The following is a 16,076-nucleotide window of genomic DNA, read 5'->3' on the forward strand; positions in this document are numbered from 1 at the left end:
ATCACCTGCCCCGATCGGCCCGGAATGTCCGCACTGCGGCGCGGTGTTCGTCGGTGTCGAACAGCAGCGCGGTCGCCTCCACCGACTCGGCGAACCCGCCACTCGTACCGCGGTTGACGAACGCCTTGCCGACGCGCACGGCCAACGGCGGGTGTGCGGCCATGTCGGCGGCCAACGCGACGGCGCGCTCCCCCAGCAAGGCATCCGGGTGCACCTCCTGCACCAGGCCGATCCGTTCGGCCCGCTCGGCGTCGATGTCCCGCCCGCTCAACGCGAGATAGCGCGTCCAGTGCCTGCCGATGACGTCGGGACCACGCACGATGCCGTAGCCCGGCATCAGTCCGACCGTGGGTTCCTTGAACGCGAAGCGCGCGGACGCGCCCGCGAGCACGACGTCCGCGGCGAGCGCCAACTCGGTGCCGCCGCCGTAGGCGAGGCCGTTCACCGCGGCGATCACGGGGACCGCGCACCGTTCCACGGCGTGGAACGCGTCGTAGACGAGCCGCAGGTGCGGCCGCACCCGCGCGACGTCCCCGTCCAGGCCGGCGAACATGTCGATGTCCCCGCCCGCGGAGAACGCGCGGCCCGACCCCGTGAGCACGACCGCCCGCACGTGGTCGTCCTCGCCCTGCCCGATCGCCTCCATCAGGTCCCGCAGCTCCCGGAACCACGTGCCGTCCATGGCGTTGAGCTTCTCGGGACGTGCCATGGTCAGCACGAGCACGCCGGGCCGCGGTTCGGTGCGCGCGAAGCGGGTGAGCTCGACGGTCATCGGCCTGCCTCCCGGTCGAACGTGCCCGGAGGCACGCCGTCGGCCCTGAGCTTGTATTTCTCCACCCGCTGGCTCGGCGTGAGCGGCAGGGAATCGAGTACCCGCACGTATCGCGGGATCGCGAACGACGTCAGCCGGCCCTCGCAGTGGTCGGTGATCGCGGCCGGGTCGACCGTGGCACCCTCCGCAGGCACGATCGCCACCATGACGTCCTCTTCGGACAGTGCGGAGGGCACACCGTAGGCCGCGACCGCGCCGACCGACGGATGTTCGGCCACGACGCGTTCCACCTCCCACGACGAGACGTTCTCACCGCGTCGGCGCACCGTGTCCTTGAGCCGGTCGAGGAACGTCAGGTAGCCGTCCTCGTCGAGCCGTCCGCGGTCACCGGTGTGGAACCACAGATTGCGCCAGCTGCGCGCCGTCTCGGCCGGCATGCCGTGGTAGCCGTCGAACATCCATCCGGGTCTGCGCGGCCGGGCGACGATCTCCCCGGCCTGCCCCGGCGGCACGGGCTCGTCCCGCTCGTCCACGACGGCCACCTCGTAGTTGGCCGAGGCCTGTCCCGACGTGCCGATCCGGCGCCGCTGCGGTGGCATGTCGGTGACGATCGAGACCTCGGTGCTGCCGAAGATCTCGGTCAGCTGCACACCGAACCGCGTCTCGAACGCTGCGAAGATCTCCTGCGGGCACGGCGCTCCGAAGCCCACGCGCACCGGGTTGTCCGCATCGTCGGGCCGGGGCGGCTGTTTGAACAGGATGCTCATCATCGCGCCCTGGTAGTTGAACGCGGTGATCCCGTGGTCGCGGCAGACGTCCCAGAACCGGCTCGCCGAGAAACGCCGGTGCATCACGAGTCCCGCGCCCGCCTCGAGTGCCGCCATGACACTGCAGTAGCGGGCGTTGCTGTGGAACAGCGGGAAGACGCTGTAGAGCCGGTCGGCGGCCGTGTACCCCATGAGCGTCACCGTGTGCCGGGCGAGGTTGACGTTGGCCTGGTGACTGAGCACGACGCCTTTCGGTGGTCCGGTCGTGCCCGACGTGTAGAGGATCGCGGCCGGATCGCCGGGTGCCACGACGGCGGCGCCACCGTCACCGGACGCACCTGCGGACTCCACATCGGACAGCCGATGGCGCGGGACGCCGGTCGGGGGACCGCCCTGCCCGCCGGTCCCGGTGTCGCCGACCACGACGACGTGCCGCACCGAATCCGGCAGGCACTCGCGCACCGCGGTCTCGCATCGGGCCTCGCACACCACCGCGGTGGCACCGGAGTCGGCGAGGTAGTACCGCAGCAGGTACTCGCCCGCCTCGGGGTTGAGCGGCACCTCCACGACGCCACGCCGCGCCAGTCCGAACCAGACGGTCAGGAACTCGGGGCGGGCGTCCAGCACCACGCACACCCTCTCGCCCGGTGCGATCCCGAACGCCGCGAGGCCCGCCGCCACCCGGTCGGCGCGCATGTCGAGCTCGCGGTAGCCGAGGAACTCGTCCTCGATGAGCACGCCTGCGCCCTCGGGTGCGGCGGCGGCCGCCTCCCGGAGCCAGCCGCCCAGAGTTCGGGAGACGGTCCGGGTGCCTGCCTGCGCGGCATCGGCGCGTTCGCCCGCGACGGTCATGGGGCGCCCTCCTCGGCGAGTGCCGCCTCACCGAGCAGCGCGTGCACGACCGACGCGTCCTGGCGCAGCTCGGCGGCCTGCCCGCTGCGCACCACCTCGCCGCGGGCGACGATCGACACGGTGTCGGCGACCGCCAGGCCCGCATCGACGTTCTGCTCGACCATCAGCACGCCGATCCCGGAGTCGGCGATCGCGCGAACCCCGGCGAGCACCGTGTCCACCATGCCCGGGGCCAGGCCCATGGACGGCTCGTCGAGCAGCATGACGTGTGGCTGCGCCATGAGCGCCCTGCCGAACGCGAGCATCTGCTGCTCCCCGCCCGACAGCAGCCCCGCGGGCATGTCCCGCCGCTGCGCGAGGATCGGGAACCGGTCGTACACGCCGTCGACGAGCGCGCCCACCCGGGACCGATCGGCGGTGTAGCCACCGATACGGAGGTTCTCGGCGACCGTCAACGGAGCGAAGATGCGCCGCCCCTCGGGGACGAGACTCACGCCGTCCCGGACGATCCGATGCGGACGCTTGCCGAGCAGCTCGGCACCGTCCAGGCGGACCGATCCGCCGGAGGCCGGCTGCAGACCGCAGATCGCCCGCAGGCTCGTCGACTTGCCGGCGCCGTTCGCCCCCAGCACGAGGGTGATCCGCTCCGGCTCGGCGGCCAACGACACCCCGCGTACGGCGTGCACGGGTCCGTAACTGACGTGCAGATCGGCGACCTCAAGCATGTGCCCTCCCCTGCGTGCCCAGGTAGGCCTCCTGCACCGCGGGGTGGCGTACGACGGACTCGGGCTCGCCGTCGGCGATCAGTTCACCGAAGTTCATCGCGAACAGGTGATCGCAGGCCTCGACCATCATCTGCACGTCGTGCTCGATGAGCAGTTGCGTGAGGCCTTCGCCGCGCAGGTCGTCGAGCAGGCCGGTGATGTCGTCGCGCTCCTGCCGGTTCATCCCCGCGGTGGGTTCGTCGAGCAGCAGCAGTGTCGGCTCGCTCGCGATCGCCCGCGCGATCTCCACCCGCCGCTGGTAGCCGTACGACAGCTCGTCCGGGCGGTGCCGCTCCTTGCCGCTCAACCCGGTGCGCTCGATCGCCGTCCGCACCCGCTGCCGCACCCGGCCTCGCTCTGCCTTGCCCGCCCTGCCGATCGAGCCCGGCCTGCCCGCCGATTCGGCGCCGAGCGCGACGTTGTCGAACACCGTCCGCCCCGGCAGGATCCGCACGGTCTGGAACGTCCGTGCCACGCCGCGCGCGGCGATCGTGTGCGGCCGCACCGTGTCATAGGGCTTGCCCTGGAACTCCAGCCGTCCTCTGGTGAGGGGCACGAGGCGGGTCAGGGCCGCCAGCAACGTGCTCTTGCCCGAACCGTTGGGGCCGAGCACGCCGAAGATGCGCCCCGCCGTCAGGGTGATCGACACCCCGTCGACCGCCTTCACTCCTCCGAAGTGGACCGCGACGTCGTCGGCCCGCAGCACGGTCGCCTCGGGTTCGGCCCGCCGCTCGTCCCCGGTCGTCGCCGCTGTGCTCGCAGCCATCACCGATCACCTCCCGCGGCGGCCGCCGCCGGTTGCGGCGGCGGTGCGTCCGGTGAGGACTGCGCCTCCCGCCGTTTCCTGCGGTACCTCCGGTAACCGTCCATCGCCGCACCCGTCACCCCACCGGGCAGGTACACGGCCGCCGCGGCGACGAGCACGCCGTACACGACGTCCTCCCATTCGCCCACGAACGCCAGAACCTCCGGCATCCACACGAAGATCACGGTGCCCACGAACGCGCCGATCCACGATCGGGACCCGCCGACGATGATGATCGTCAACGCCAGCACGACCAGGTGGAAGTTGATGTCGTCCGGGGTGACCGTCGACCGCAGCAGAACCGTCATCGACCCGGACAGACCGCCCAGCACGCCGCTGACGGCGAACGTGGCCCGCCGGTAGCGAGCGACGTCGATGCCCATGGCCGAGGCCAGTTCGGGATCCTCGCGGACGGCCTCCACGCGGCGGCCCAACGGACCGATCTCGGTGAACGTCAGTGCCACCACCACGACCGCGACGACGGCCAGCAGGTGCCCCGTGTCGAGGGTGCCGAGCGCGCCGAACAGACCGGCCGCGCTGCCGGTCAGGTCGCCGCCGTTGACCACCACCACCGCGATGATCAGCGTGAACGCGACCGTGGCCATCGCCAGGTACAGGCCGGTGAGCCGTTGGATCAGCAGGCCGAGCGCGTAGGCCGCGATGCCGCCCGCCGCGGCGGCCAGCAGGATCGCCGACGCCGTCGACAGTCCGTAGTGGACCATGCCGATCGCGGCGAGGTAGCCGCCGATGCCGTAGCAGCCGACCCCGGCGAACGAGAACACCCCGGCGCGCAACGGAACCTGCACGCTCAACGCCAGCAACAGGGTCGTCAGGGTGCTCTGGACGAGCACGATGTGGGAGAAGTACCAGTCGGTCATGTCCGGCGCACCTCCTGCCTGCCGAACAGGCCCTGCGGCCGCAGCAGCAGCACCAGGAAGATCAGTCCGAACGAGACGGCGTCGACCCACGTGCCCTGGTTCATGGCCAGCACCAGCGTCTCGGCGCCGGCGAGGACGAAGGCACCGACGATGACGCCGCCCATGCTGCCGAGCCCGCCGAGCACGACGATCGCGAACGCCTTGATGAGCAGTTGGTCACCGCTCTCCGGGGCGATCGCGCCCAGCTGGAACGTCAACAGCGCCCCGGCCAGACCCGCGAGCGCACCGGAGGTCGCCATCGTGCCGAGCGCCAGGGTCGAACGGTCGACGCCCATCAGCGACGCCGTCTCCGCGTCGACGCCGATCGCCCGCAGCGCGAGGCCCTGCCGCGACCGCGCCAGCCAGCGCCACACGCCGACCCCGATGCCGATGCCGGCGAGCACGATCACCAGCACGGTCGTCGTCATGCGCAGACCGAACACCTCGAACACCTGCGCCTGATAGGTGCTGCCGCGGAACCCGAAGGGCGCACTCGCCGTCTCCCGTTCCGCGATGGCCAACGGGATGGCCGCGACGCCGATACCGCCGATGAGAATGCGCAGCTCCGCCGCACGGTGATCGGCCACCCTGCGCATGATCGGGCCGAAGGCGAGCACCTGCGTCAGCGTCGCGATCAACGCGCCGGCCGCGACGGCGACCAGCACCACCGCCGGCATCGGAAGCGCCACCTGCTGGGTCACCACGTGCGCGGTGAAGGCCGAGAACATGAACGTGGCGCCGTGGGCGAAGTTGAGGATGCCGATCGTGCTCCACGCCAGGGCCATGCCGAGCGCGAACACGAGGTACACCGAGCCGAGGGCGACGGCGTTCAGGATGTGCTGTGCCACGCCGATCGCCTCCTTCCGGCACGCGAATCGGCGCCCGAGGGCACCAGGACCGTCCGGGGCAGCGGGTCCGTCCGGGGCGGCGGGGGTTTCGGGTGTCCGGTCACGACGCACCCCCGGAGACGAGCTCCTCGCGCGTGCCGTTCCAGCGGACGAGGACACCGGGCACCCGCATGTCGCCCCCGGCGAACGTGAGCTCGCCCATCGCGCCCTCGAAGCCGTCCTTCGCGACCTCCTGCAGGCCCCGTTTGATGCCGTCCCGGCTCGCCGACCCCGACGCCTTGATCGCCCGCGCCAGCCACCACATGCCGTCGTAGCCCTCGGCCGCGTAGACGTCCGGCAGCTGCCCGAACCGCTTCTCGAAGGCCGCCACGAAGTCGCGGGCCTTCCGGCTCGTCAGCGCGGGCGAGAAGTCGGTCGGGTAGATCACGCCCTTCCCGTGCCTGCCCGCCTCCTTCAGGTTTCCGCCGCCCTGCACCGATGTCGCGATCACCTGGCCGTCGTAGCCCGCCTGCCGCAGTTGGGTCAGCGCCGTCACCGACTGCGGTTCGGTCAGCAGCATCACGACCGCGTCCGGGTCCTTGCCCGCGATCGAGCGGACCGGCGTCGTGAAGTCCTGGGTCGTCATCTGCACCGGGGTGCTGGAGACGATGTTCAGTCCCCGAGCAGCGGCCTGCTTCGGCAGCGGTCCGTCGCCGATCTCCGCGAACGTCGGGAACGTCGCGTTGTACAGCACGCTGACGTCCCGGAGCCGTTTCTCGGCGAGGTAGTCGGTGGCCAGGTGGTAGTACGACTCCATCGGCGCGGTCGCCCGGTAGGTGTAGTCGTTGATCACGACCCCGTCGGACCCCGCCTGGGTGAAGATGGTCGGCACCTGGGCGCGTTCGACCATGGGTGCGACGGTGGCGGCCTGCTGCCCCTGGGTGGGGCCCATGATCGCGTGCACGGTGCGGTCGGCGGTCGCCTGCGCCATCTCGGCCGAGGCCGTCTCGATCGACCCCGCGGTGTCGACCTCCTCGATGGTGAGCTTCACACCCTTACCGAGGTAACCGGAGCGGTTGATCTCGGAGATCGCCAGCTCCCCGCCACGGGCGCCGCCGATCCCCGCGTAGGCCACGGGCCCGGTGTGATCGCGCACCCCGAGCAGTCTGATCTCCTTCGGAATGCCCTCCTGGGTCGCGATCCCGCCCTGCGCCGCGCCGCAGCCGGTCACGACCGCCGCGACCACGACGGCGAGGGCGCATGCGGTGGCGCGCCGCGCTCGGCGCCACCGGTGGGGACTCCGCATGCTCGTCCTCCTGCCTGTGTCAGTAGTTCTCCGGGTGCGTGTTCTCCGGGTGCGATCGGGCCGGTTCGTCCGGACGCGCACGGAATGCGCTCACGGGACCGGCGCGCCGCCGAGTTCGGCGGACACGAGGTAGGCCAGCGTGATGCCGCGGCCGAGGGCGAAACCGCTGTTGTACCCGGTGCCGGTCGTGGTCAGCGCGGCGCAGGACCCGACGGCGTAGAGCCCGTCGATGGTCGCGCCGTCCCCGTCGAGCACGTGTCCGTCGCCGTCGATGTGCACGCCGCTGGAACCGATACCCGTGCCCACGAACTTCAGCCGCAATCCGTGGAACGGCGCCCTGGTCAACTCCCCCAGCACGGGGCACGGGGTGTGCGCCGGGTCGCCGGCGAACCTGTTGACGTACGTGACCGTGCCGCGCCCGAAGTCCGGGTCCTGTCCGCGGGCGGCGTGGTGGTTGAACCGCTCGGCCGTCCTGGTCAGCTGCTCGCCGTCGATGCCGAGTTTCGCGCCGAGTTCGGCCAGCGTCGGGGCGGAGGTCACCCAGCCCTCCGGGTACTCGCCGCCGGGCGGGGTCGCGGCGAGACCGTACTTCTGCCGGTGCTGGTCGTCCCACACGAGGAAGAACGGCAGGTGTTTGTCGCCGGGCGCCAGGGTCTTGGCCACGATGTCGACCCAGTAGGAGTCGTTGCAGAACCGCCGGCCCGCCGCGTCGACGATCATCGTGTGCGGCATCGCGTACTCCGGGCCGTAGCCGTACCCGGTGCCGACCTGCGAACGCCAGCCGGGAAGCATCGGCACGCTCGTGGCGGGGATCTTGGCGATGGCAGCGCCGACCTCGCGGGCCAGCTTGATGCCGTCCCCGCGCAACGATTCCGGTGCCACACTGCCGAAATCCTCCGGCTCGAGCTCGACCATCTCGCGCACCAGGTCCGGATCCCAGTCGTAGGTGCTCGTCGCCAGCACCACGGGCCCCCGGACCTCCACCGGACCCTCCGGCCCGTCGGCGCGCACACCCACGACGCGGCCGTGCTCGCTGAGCAGCGCCGTCACCGGGTGCGAGGGCCGGATGTCGATCCGCTCCTCCTGCAACACCCGCCGCAGGAAGCTCGCCACCACACCCGTGCCGAACGTCAGCGGGTCGGCGCCCGCGGCCTGCTCGTACTCGCGACCGTCGGCGATACCGAACGCGGGCACGCCCGCGTGGTCGGCCTTCTCGGCCTTCTCCTCCTCCGAGTCCACATAGGAGGCTCGGCGACCCTTCTCCATGAGTTCGTCGTACGTCGTTCCGACCGGGAAGTACGGGCTGACCCGGAGCTTGTCCCGCCACGGACCGAGCACCGCGCCGTCGAGGACCTCGTTCGTCAGGTACCTGCCCACGGGCAGCGCACCGTCGGCCTCGTTGTGGTAGTCCGCCAGACCGGGGATGACCTTCCACCGGATCGCACCGAGGTCCTCCCAGTACCGCACCGCGTCCGGTCCCGTGTGGATCCAGCGCAGCATCGCCTTCTCGTCGAGCACCTCGGGGTCGTCGTGGGCGATCGCGCGGACGTAGGTCTCGGTGCGACCGAGCGAGTCCTCGATCCCCTCCCGCTCCGCCACGGGATTGGCGCCGATCCACACCTGCCCGCCCGAGTAGGCCGCCGCGCCTCCGACGAGGTCCGCCGCCTCGAACACGATCACGTCCCTGCCCCGGACCGCCGCGCCCAACGCGGTCGCCAGTCCCGACAGTCCCGCTCCCACGACGATCACCGGCTCACGCGCTTCCACCATGGACGTTTCCTTTCCTCTCCGGACGGGCGGTGGTCCACTTCGGACGGCGTCAGGGGCGCTGGATGAGCTTGGTCTCCAGGTAGGCGCCGAGGCCCTCCACGTTGCCCTCGCGGCCCAGTCCGGACTGCTTGTAGCCGCCGAAGGGCTGCACCACACACATGTCCCAGCCGTTGACCGACACCTGTCCGGTCCGGATGCGCCGGGCGATCCGCTCGGCCTCGGCGGCGTCCCGGGCGTACACCGCGCCCGACAGCCCGTAGTCCGAGTCGTTGGCCAGCGCCACGGCCTCCTCGACGTCGTCGAACGGGATGACGCAGATGACCGGACCGAAGATCTCCTCCTGGGCGATGCGCATGTCGTTGCGCACGTCGGCGAACACGGTCGGCTCGACGAACCATCCGCGATCGAGACCCGCGGGCCTGCCTCCGCCGGTCACGAGCCGTGCACCCTCGTCCAGGCCGAGCCGGATGTAGCTCTCCACCCGGTCCCGCTGGCGTGCGGCGGCCAGCGGGCCGAGCACCGTGTCGTCCGCGGCCGGATCACCGACCGTGAGCCCCTCGAACATCGGCACCAGCGCCGACAACAACTCCTCCTGACGCGCCCGCGGCACGAGGATGCGGGTCAGGGCGGCACACACCTGCCCGGAGTGCCCGATCCCGGCGAACGCGAGCGTCGGCAGGACGTCCTCGAACGGGATGTCGTCGGCGATGACGGCCGCGGACTTGCCGCCCAGTTCGAGCGTGACCCGGGTGATCCGCTCGCCGCACAGGCTCATGATCCGCCTGCCCGCGGCCGTGCTGCCGGTGAAGGCGACCTTGTCCACGCCGGGGTGCGTCACGAGGTGTTCGCCGACCTCCCTGCCGCCGGGCAGCACGCTGACGACACCTTCGGGCAGGCCTGCCGCCTCGAGTGCCTCGGCGAGCAGGTACGTGCTCACCGGGCCTTCGGGAGCGGGCTTGAGCACGACCGTGCAGCCCGCGGCGAGCGCGGGCCCGATCTTCAACGACGCGGTGGCCACGGGCCCGTTCCAGGGAATGATCGTCGCGACCACGCCGACCGGCTCCCGCACCAGCACGCCGTGCCCGCCCTCCCACGAGCGCTCCTCCTCGAACGCGAACCGCTCGTGCAGACTCGCCGCGTCGGCCCACATCTTCAGCGCGTTCCGGTGGAACGCCTCGCTCACCGCCGACGGGGCGCCGATCTCGGCGGTGAACGAGGCAGCCATGTCGCCGAAGCGCTTCTCGACCTCGGCGCCGACCCTGCGCAGCACCGCGGCGCGCTCCGCGGGCGTCATGCGGGGCCAGGGCCCGTGGTCGAACGCCCGTCGAGCCGCGGCCACGGCGGCGTCGATGTCGGCGGTCGTGGGGTCCGGCACGGTCGCGAGGCGCTCCTCGGTCACCGGCGACACGACGTCGATGACCCCGTCGCCCGCGGGCTCGACCCAGCGGCCGCCGATGAACAACGTCGAGAAGCTCCGCACGGTCCGGGGTGCTTGCACGGTCGAGGTCATGGACGCGCTCCTTTGCGTGTACCGAACCTGGCCGTCACCGGCAACGGTGCGCGGTGACGTCGCTATCAACCTTGGCTGGCGACCACGGGCAAGTCAATGGTTTTCATAGGATTTATTGTCATGAATTAGGCGCGTGTTCGGACCACGGGACATATGGCCGCCGCACCGTGGGATGCCCACGAAAACGCCGCCGTGGAAGGAGGAAACTCCCTCCACGGCGGCGCTTACGGTGTCCGTACGCCTCGGCCGTGTTCGCGGGGATGGTGTCAGCCGGTGGCGAAGCGCGGTGCGGGCAACGTCCGCAGGACCTCCGCCAGCCGCTCCGGCACGGGCGCCTTCGCGAACGCCCCGTCCCGGCACGCGTAGGTCATCTGCCCTCGGGTGACCAGCTCGCCGTCGGAGGTGAACTCGTAGCCGACCGTGTAGGAGGTCGTGCCGATGCGGTCGAGCACCGCCTGGCACACGAGTTCGTCGAACACCTTCGCCGTCCGGTGGTAGGTCGCCCCCGAACTCACCCCGACCGTCACGATGCCGAGGTCGGGTTCCAGATCCCCGCTGCGCAGGCCGTGCGAGTGCAGCCACGCCGTGTAGGTGCGTTCCATCCAGGGGTAGTAGATGGCGAAGTACGCGATGCCCATCGCATCGCAGTCGCCGTAGCTGAGCTGGAACGCCAGCCGGTCACGGTCGCTCATCGGTCGTTCCCTCCCCGGGCAGCGCCACGGTGGCGGTGCCCGTCAGTACCGTCTCGCCCGCGGCGTCACCGTCGAGAACGGACAGTGTGACGTCGCAGTCGCAGAGTCTGTCGGCGCCGCTGCCGTCCGCCTGCCCGGTGCGCACCGCGGTGACGACACCACCCGCGCGCAGGTGATCGCCCGCACGCACGGTGCCGCGGAACCGGACGCGCAGCCTGCGTACCCGGCCGTGTCCGCCCGCGAACGCCGCGAGCATGTTCATCACGTAGGCCATGTTGAGCGGCCCCTGGTTGATCGGCCGCTCCCCCATGCCGAGTCCGCGCAGCACCGCCGGGTCCCAGTGGATCGGCGTGGGATCCCGCAGCAGCGCCGCGGTCGTCTTCATTCGCCCGGCATCCACCGCGGGCACGTCCCAGTCGGGCAGCCGCGTCCCCGGCTCGATCCCGCCGCTCACGAGGACCTCCTCGGCAGGATCAACGAGTTCCAGCAGTCCGCCACCGCGGCGCCACCCGTCTTCTCGTGCAGCCGGAGCGAATACCCGACGACGTCGAAGACCCCGCTGCGGCCGGACTTGCGTTCGGCGGAGGTGATGCTCCCGGACACAAGGTAGGTACGGCCGATCCGCATCGGCGCGTGCCACACCGTTTCGTGCTCGCCGAACATCGGCCCGTCGTCGGCACTCGATCCGAACCAGGCGAACAGCTCGTCCCACGTCACGCCCATCGCCTGGGTGGCAACCGTCCAGGCCAGCACCGGGTGGGCGATCTCGCCGCCGGCCTCCTGCGGGGCTGCCTCGGGCTGGGCGAGCGTGGCATCGGCCAGCAGCCACGCGAACCACCGCTCGACCGTGAACTCTCCTCCCGGAAACGTCCGGCCCACCTGTGCGGCGACGTCCTCGGCGGAGATTCCCGCCGTCGCCCCGGTCACCTCAGACATCCCGCTCCCGGTCGGCCCAGTACGGCTCACGCAGGGCACGCTTGAGGATCTTGCCGGTGGGAGCCTTCGGCAGTTCGGCGACGAAGTCGACCGACTTGGGTTTCTGGTATCCGGCCAGATGCTTGCGGGCCTGCGCGATGATGTCCTCCTCGGTGACCGTCTGCCCCGACTTCAGCACCACCACGGCCTTCACCGACTCGCCCCACTCGTCGTCCGGCACACCGATGACCGCACATTCCAGCACCGCCGGATGCCGCGCGATCGCCTCCTCGACCTGGACGCTGAAGATGTTCTCGCCGCCCGAGATGATCATGTCCTTCGCGCGGTCGACGATGTAGACGTAGCGCTCGTCGTCCCACGTGGCGATGTCGCCGGTCCACATCCACCCGCCGCCGGCCGTGACGCCCCGGCTGTCGGGAGTTCCCGCACCCCGCAGTGTGTCCGAGGTCAGGTCCGGCCGGTTCCAGTAGCCGAGCATGTTCGCCTCGGACCGCACGATGATCTGGCCCGGCGTGCGGTTGTCCTGCGGTACGTCGCGGCCGGACTCGTCGACGACACGGACCTGGGTGCCGAATCCCTCGCGCCCGCAGGACTGCAACCGCTCCGGGCGCACGCCCGCGAGCGCCGACGTGTGGTCCTCCTGCGACAGGAAGCACATCGTCGAGCCCTCGGTCTGCCCGTAGCCCTGGATGAGCGTGCACGGGAAGGCGTCCAGCGCCTGACGCACGATCGCCGACGGCATGGGGCCTCCGCCGTACTGGATGTTGCGCAGACTCGACAGGTCGTACCGCTCGAACCCCTCGACGGCCATCATCCAGTTCAGCATCGTCGTGATGCCGAGGAACGCCGACACCCGCTCGGCCTCGATCACCTCGAGCGCCTGTGTGGCCTCGAAGTTCATCATCACGAGCGGGCATCCGTGCTTCAAGTAGTTCATGGCCAGCACGACGGGGATGTGGAACAGCTGGCCCGTCAGCAGGTAGACGTCCGAGGGCACGATGCGTTCGGCCACCGTCTGGTTGAGCATGCCCGCCGCCGCACTCCGGTGGGAGTGCAGTGCCCCCTTGGCCTGCCCGGTCGTGCCTCCGGTGTAGAGGATGAAGAACGGGTCGTCGTCCCCGATCATCGCCGACGGTGCGGGCTCCTCCGCCGAGGCGGCCTCGACGAGCGCTTCCAGCCCGCCGTCGCCGTCCGGGCCGAACTGCAGCACGGCCGGAACGTCGACGGCCCGGCACACCTCGTCGACGGTCCCCGACCACTCGGCCTCGGCGATGAGGACCTTCGGGGAGGCGTCCCGGATGATCGCCGCCAGTTCGGGAGCCGCCAGTCGCCAGTTGAGCGGCTGGAGCACCAGACCCGCACGGCCCGCCGCGAAGTACAGTGCCTGGTACTCGGCGCAGTTGCGGGACAACACCGCCACCCGGTCGCCGGGCACGCAGCCCCGGTCGAGCAGGCCGTTGGCCAGCCTGCGCACCAGCTCGTCGAACCGGCGCCAGGTGAGCCTGCGTTCGGCGGGCACGTCGTAGATCGCATGCCCGTTCGGGGTCAACGCCGCCCACTTGGCGGGGATGAGTCCCTGATTCGCCATGTCTCCTCCGCCACCTCGTCCCGGTGACCCGCTGCCGGTAGGGCTTGTTCAGTAGGGCTGCTCAGTAGGGCTGCTCAGTAGGCCGGTCAGGAGGGCCCGGTCAGTAGGGCAGGTCGAGCTGCACGTGCCTGCGGGAGAACCGCCACGCCCCGTTCTCGCGGGTGAGCTCGTCCTCGTAGCGCGCCGTCGACAGCACCGTCAACCGCTCGTCGGCGATCGAGATGAGCGTCAGGTAGGACGACACCGTGGCCGTGCCGTCGGCCACGTCCCGCACGACCACATTGGACACCAGGTGCCTGCGCTGGTCGTTCTGCGAGGCCAGCGACTTCTCCATCAGGCCGACGATCGCGTCCCGTCCCTCGAACGGACCGATCAGGTCGCCGTCGGTGATCCGCATCGTCATCACGGCGTCGGCGGTGAAGCACTCGGCCATGGCATCCATGTCGTTCTCGTCGTAGGCGAACGTGTAGGAACCGAGCACGTTCTCGATCTCGGCACGTTCGTCAGCGAGTCCCATCACGTAACCTCCTCATGCGCCCGGGGGTGTGACCGTGCCGCCGAGCGCGACGACCAGGGGGATCGGGTCGAAGAACTCGGCGAAGCGGGCGATCCGGTCGCCGCGCACCGTGACGCGGGCGATGTAGTCGTTGCGGTACGGCAGTGCGGTGGCCCGCACCGACGAGTCCGACGTGTACTCCGCCACGTACTCACCGTCGGTGTCCAGCGCGTTGATCCGGTAGTCGGCGAAGTTCATCGGTGTCACCATCTCCGGTAGACCCGCGTAGAACTCGGCGATCGCGTCCCGGCCGCGGAGGGTGCGCGGAATGCCCTCGGGTGCGTACGGGATGTCGAGCACACCGTCCGGGTGGAACAGCTCCGGGATCGCCGCGACGTCCAGCGATCCCACGGCGTCCAGATAGGACACGATGAGCGCGCGTCCGACGTCGGTCTCGTGCACGGTGGTGCTTCCGGTCATGCGTCGAATCCCTCCAGCTCGGGCGGGGTCAGCGGCGAGATCACCCTGGAGGCGATCCGCCATCCCGACGGCGTGCGCACGTAGGTGTCGGCATTCAGCGCCGCCGCGCGGAACTTCGCCCCGGTCGTGGCGTGGCCTTCGGAGAACACGTAGTTCGTGCCGTGGGCCGTGTCCGGGCCGTCGAACTCGACGATGTGGTTGGTGATGATGTGGAACTGGTCGGCCACCGATGCCGCGTCGCGTTCGAAGAACTCGCGGATCTTCGCCCTGCCCTCGAACCGCTCCAGCCCCACGGCGGTCGCGTCCCACACCGCGTCGTCGCTGAACGCCGACAACGCCTCCTCCGGGTCGAACCGGTCGAGGCCGCGGGCGTACAGATGCGACAGTTGCATGATGTCTTGCCGCTCGGCGGCCCGGTCCTGCATGAGGGTTCCTCGCTTCAGTCGTAGACGATGACGCCGCGGATGTTCTTGCCCTCCCGCAGGTCCTGGAACGCGGTGTTGATGTCCTCCAGCGCGTAGGTGCGGGTGACGAGCTCGTCGAGCTTCATCTCTCCGCGCCGGTACAGATCCGCGATCAACGGGATGTCGTTGCGGGCGTTGGTCGATCCGTAGAGCGTGCCCTGCAGCCTCTTGCCCGACATGGCGAACGTGAACATGTCGAATTGGACGTCCCGTTGCAGAACGGGCGCGGCCGCGGTCAGCACCAGCACGCCGCCACGGCGGGTCATCGCCTGGGCCGGTTCGAGGATCGAACCGTGTGCCACGCCGACGGTGATGACGACCCGGTCGGCGCCCTGGCCGTTGGTCATGTGCTCGACGAGCTGCGCCGCCTCGGCCGCCGTCGCGGCGGTGTGCGTGGCGCCGAACTCGGGCGCCCGCTCACGCTTGTAGTCGACCGGGTCGACGGCGATGATCGCCTTCGCCCCGCGGTGCCGCGCGCCCTGGACGGCGTTCATCCCCACGCCGCCGACGCCGAACACAACCACGACGTCACCGAGCTGCAGGTCCGCGGCGTACATCGTGGACCCCCACCCGGTCGGCACGCCGCAGCCGATGAGCGCGGCCTTGTCGAGCGGGATGTCCTTGTCGATCTTCACCAGGGCGTCGGTGGGCACCGTGACGTAGGGCGCGAACGTGCCGAGGTAGGACATCGCGCCCACCCCCTGCCCGCGGGCACGGATGCGGTGGGTGCCGTCGGGCGAGGTGCCCGCCAGTACGCCCGCACCGAGCGTGCACATGTTGGCCTTACCGGCCACGCACATCGAGCACTTGCCGCACGAGGGCAGGAACGAACACACGACGTGGTCGCCCACCTCGAGGTCGGCCACGTGCGTGCCCACCTCCGTGACGACGCCCGCACCCTCGTGCCCGCCGAGGATCGGCGCCCAGTCCAACGGGATGTCCCCGGTGTCGAGGTGATCGTCACTGTGGCAGATGCCCGACGCCGCGAGCTTCACGGTCGCCTCGGTGGCCTTGGGTGGGTCGAGTTCGATCTCCTCGACCGACCAGCCCGACTGCGTACCCGGCTCCCACAGGAGCGCGCCCTTGGTTTTCATCGACAGTGCCTTTCGTCTGGAACGAACGGGTGGAAG

Annotated in this window: 17 protein-coding genes; all 17 read right to left on the minus strand. The window is 70.5% G+C overall.

All coding sequences use genetic code 11. The features are described 5' to 3' along the window. Position 1 precedes the first annotated feature (1 nt). A complete protein-coding gene (locus IF64_RS0104410; RefSeq protein ID WP_030530700.1) occupies positions 2-772 on the minus strand; it encodes an enoyl-CoA hydratase/isomerase family protein in 771 nt (256 codons plus the stop codon). Beyond that, the gene (locus tag IF64_RS0104415) at positions 769-2,391 is read right to left on the minus strand and encodes an AMP-binding protein (protein ID WP_084705640.1); all 1,623 of its coding nucleotides are present in this window, start codon (positions 2,389-2,391) and stop codon (positions 769-771) included. Before IF64_RS0104415 ends, IF64_RS0104410 begins: the two co-directional genes overlap by 4 nt. Further along, on the minus strand, positions 2,388-3,116 hold the full coding sequence (locus IF64_RS0104420; protein WP_030530702.1) for an ABC transporter ATP-binding protein: 729 nt from the start codon (positions 3,114-3,116) through the stop codon (positions 2,388-2,390). The genes IF64_RS0104415 and IF64_RS0104420 overlap by 4 nt, the downstream gene beginning before the upstream one ends. After that, positions 3,109-3,921, minus strand: a complete 813-nt coding sequence (locus tag IF64_RS0104425) for an ABC transporter ATP-binding protein (protein ID WP_051757462.1) — start codon at positions 3,919-3,921, stop codon at positions 3,109-3,111. The genes IF64_RS0104420 and IF64_RS0104425 overlap by 8 nt, the downstream gene beginning before the upstream one ends. Further along, the gene (locus IF64_RS0104430; RefSeq protein ID WP_030530704.1) at positions 3,921-4,838 is read right to left on the minus strand and encodes a branched-chain amino acid ABC transporter permease; all 918 of its coding nucleotides are present in this window, start codon (positions 4,836-4,838) and stop codon (positions 3,921-3,923) included. Before IF64_RS0104430 ends, IF64_RS0104425 begins: the two co-directional genes overlap by 1 nt. Then, positions 4,835-5,725: a branched-chain amino acid ABC transporter permease gene (locus tag IF64_RS0104435; RefSeq protein WP_030530705.1), complete on the minus strand. Its 891-nt coding sequence runs from the start codon at positions 5,723-5,725 to the stop codon at positions 4,835-4,837. The genes IF64_RS0104430 and IF64_RS0104435 overlap by 4 nt, the downstream gene beginning before the upstream one ends. A gap of 100 nt (positions 5,726-5,825) precedes the next feature. Beyond that, positions 5,826-7,010 (minus strand): ABC transporter substrate-binding protein, encoded by a 1,185-nt coding sequence (locus IF64_RS0104440; RefSeq protein ID WP_036875707.1) that lies wholly within the window; start codon positions 7,008-7,010, stop codon positions 5,826-5,828. 90 nt (positions 7,011-7,100) lie between these two features. After that, positions 7,101-8,780 (minus strand): FAD-dependent oxidoreductase, encoded by a 1,680-nt coding sequence (locus IF64_RS0104445; protein ID WP_030530707.1) that lies wholly within the window; start codon positions 8,778-8,780, stop codon positions 7,101-7,103. Between the two features lie 49 nt (positions 8,781-8,829). Then, positions 8,830-10,290: an aldehyde dehydrogenase gene (locus tag IF64_RS0104450; RefSeq protein WP_030530708.1), complete on the minus strand. Its 1,461-nt coding sequence runs from the start codon at positions 10,288-10,290 to the stop codon at positions 8,830-8,832. A 266-nt stretch (positions 10,291-10,556) separates the two neighbouring features. Further along, positions 10,557-10,982 carry an acyl-CoA thioesterase gene (locus IF64_RS0104455; protein WP_030530709.1) on the minus strand — a complete coding sequence of 142 codons (426 nt, stop codon included), beginning with the start codon at positions 10,980-10,982 and terminating at the stop codon, positions 10,557-10,559. Further along, positions 10,969-11,436 (minus strand): MaoC family dehydratase, encoded by a 468-nt coding sequence (locus tag IF64_RS0104460; protein ID WP_246134724.1) that lies wholly within the window; start codon positions 11,434-11,436, stop codon positions 10,969-10,971. Before IF64_RS0104460 ends, IF64_RS0104455 begins: the two co-directional genes overlap by 14 nt. Beyond that, entirely contained in the window at positions 11,433-11,918 is a 486-nt protein-coding gene (locus IF64_RS0104465; protein ID WP_030530711.1) for a hypothetical protein, read from the minus strand. Before IF64_RS0104465 ends, IF64_RS0104460 begins: the two co-directional genes overlap by 4 nt. Beyond that, a complete protein-coding gene (locus tag IF64_RS0104470) occupies positions 11,911-13,506 on the minus strand; it encodes an AMP-binding protein (RefSeq protein ID WP_030530712.1) in 1,596 nt (531 codons plus the stop codon). The genes IF64_RS0104465 and IF64_RS0104470 overlap by 8 nt, the downstream gene beginning before the upstream one ends. A gap of 100 nt (positions 13,507-13,606) precedes the next feature. Continuing rightward, entirely contained in the window at positions 13,607-14,023 is a 417-nt protein-coding gene (locus IF64_RS0104475) for a nuclear transport factor 2 family protein (protein WP_030530713.1), read from the minus strand. A 12-nt stretch (positions 14,024-14,035) separates the two neighbouring features. Continuing rightward, on the minus strand, positions 14,036-14,482 hold the full coding sequence (locus IF64_RS0104480) for a nuclear transport factor 2 family protein (RefSeq protein WP_030530714.1): 447 nt from the start codon (positions 14,480-14,482) through the stop codon (positions 14,036-14,038). Further along, positions 14,479-14,907: a nuclear transport factor 2 family protein gene (locus IF64_RS0104485; RefSeq protein WP_030530715.1), complete on the minus strand. Its 429-nt coding sequence runs from the start codon at positions 14,905-14,907 to the stop codon at positions 14,479-14,481. The genes IF64_RS0104480 and IF64_RS0104485 overlap by 4 nt, the downstream gene beginning before the upstream one ends. Positions 14,908-14,921: 14 nt before the next feature. Next, positions 14,922-16,040, minus strand: a complete 1,119-nt coding sequence (locus IF64_RS0104490) for an NDMA-dependent alcohol dehydrogenase (protein WP_030530716.1) — start codon at positions 16,038-16,040, stop codon at positions 14,922-14,924. Between the last annotated feature and the right edge of the window lie 36 nt (positions 16,041-16,076).

Source organism: Prauserella rugosa, from assembly GCF_000719975.1.
In the GTDB taxonomy this organism is placed as follows: domain Bacteria; phylum Actinomycetota; class Actinomycetes; order Mycobacteriales; family Pseudonocardiaceae; genus Prauserella; species Prauserella rugosa.

Bases quoted from the DNA above. Each gene is read 5' to 3' on its own strand.
- IF64_RS0104440 (WP_036875707.1), bottom strand. From the start codon at position 7,010: ATGCGGAGTCCCCACCGGTGGCGCCGAGCGCGGCGCGCCACCGCATGC.
- IF64_RS0104425 (WP_051757462.1), bottom strand. From the start codon at position 3,921: ATGGCTGCGAGCACAGCGGCGACGACCGGGGACGAGCGGCGGGCCGAA.
- IF64_RS0104455 (WP_030530709.1), bottom strand. From the start codon at position 10,982: ATGAGCGACCGTGACCGGCTGGCGTTCCAGCTCAGCTACGGCGACTGC.
- IF64_RS0104490 (WP_030530716.1), bottom strand. From the start codon at position 16,040: ATGAAAACCAAGGGCGCGCTCCTGTGGGAGCCGGGTACGCAGTCGGGC.
- IF64_RS0104480 (WP_030530714.1), bottom strand. From the start codon at position 14,482: ATGACCGGAAGCACCACCGTGCACGAGACCGACGTCGGACGCGCGCTC.
- IF64_RS0104420 (WP_030530702.1), bottom strand. From the start codon at position 3,116: ATGCTTGAGGTCGCCGATCTGCACGTCAGTTACGGACCCGTGCACGCC.
- IF64_RS0104485 (WP_030530715.1), bottom strand. From the start codon at position 14,907: ATGCAGGACCGGGCCGCCGAGCGGCAAGACATCATGCAACTGTCGCAT.
- IF64_RS0104430 (WP_030530704.1), bottom strand. From the start codon at position 4,838: ATGACCGACTGGTACTTCTCCCACATCGTGCTCGTCCAGAGCACCCTG.
- IF64_RS0104470 (WP_030530712.1), bottom strand. From the start codon at position 13,506: ATGGCGAATCAGGGACTCATCCCCGCCAAGTGGGCGGCGTTGACCCCG.
- IF64_RS0104475 (WP_030530713.1), bottom strand. From the start codon at position 14,023: ATGGGACTCGCTGACGAACGTGCCGAGATCGAGAACGTGCTCGGTTCC.
- IF64_RS0104445 (WP_030530707.1), bottom strand. From the start codon at position 8,780: ATGGTGGAAGCGCGTGAGCCGGTGATCGTCGTGGGAGCGGGACTGTCG.
- IF64_RS0104410 (WP_030530700.1), bottom strand. From the start codon at position 772: ATGACCGTCGAGCTCACCCGCTTCGCGCGCACCGAACCGCGGCCCGGC.
- IF64_RS0104450 (WP_030530708.1), bottom strand. From the start codon at position 10,290: ATGACCTCGACCGTGCAAGCACCCCGGACCGTGCGGAGCTTCTCGACG.
- IF64_RS0104465 (WP_030530711.1), bottom strand. From the start codon at position 11,918: ATGTCTGAGGTGACCGGGGCGACGGCGGGAATCTCCGCCGAGGACGTC.
- IF64_RS0104415 (WP_084705640.1), bottom strand. From the start codon at position 2,391: ATGACCGTCGCGGGCGAACGCGCCGATGCCGCGCAGGCAGGCACCCGG.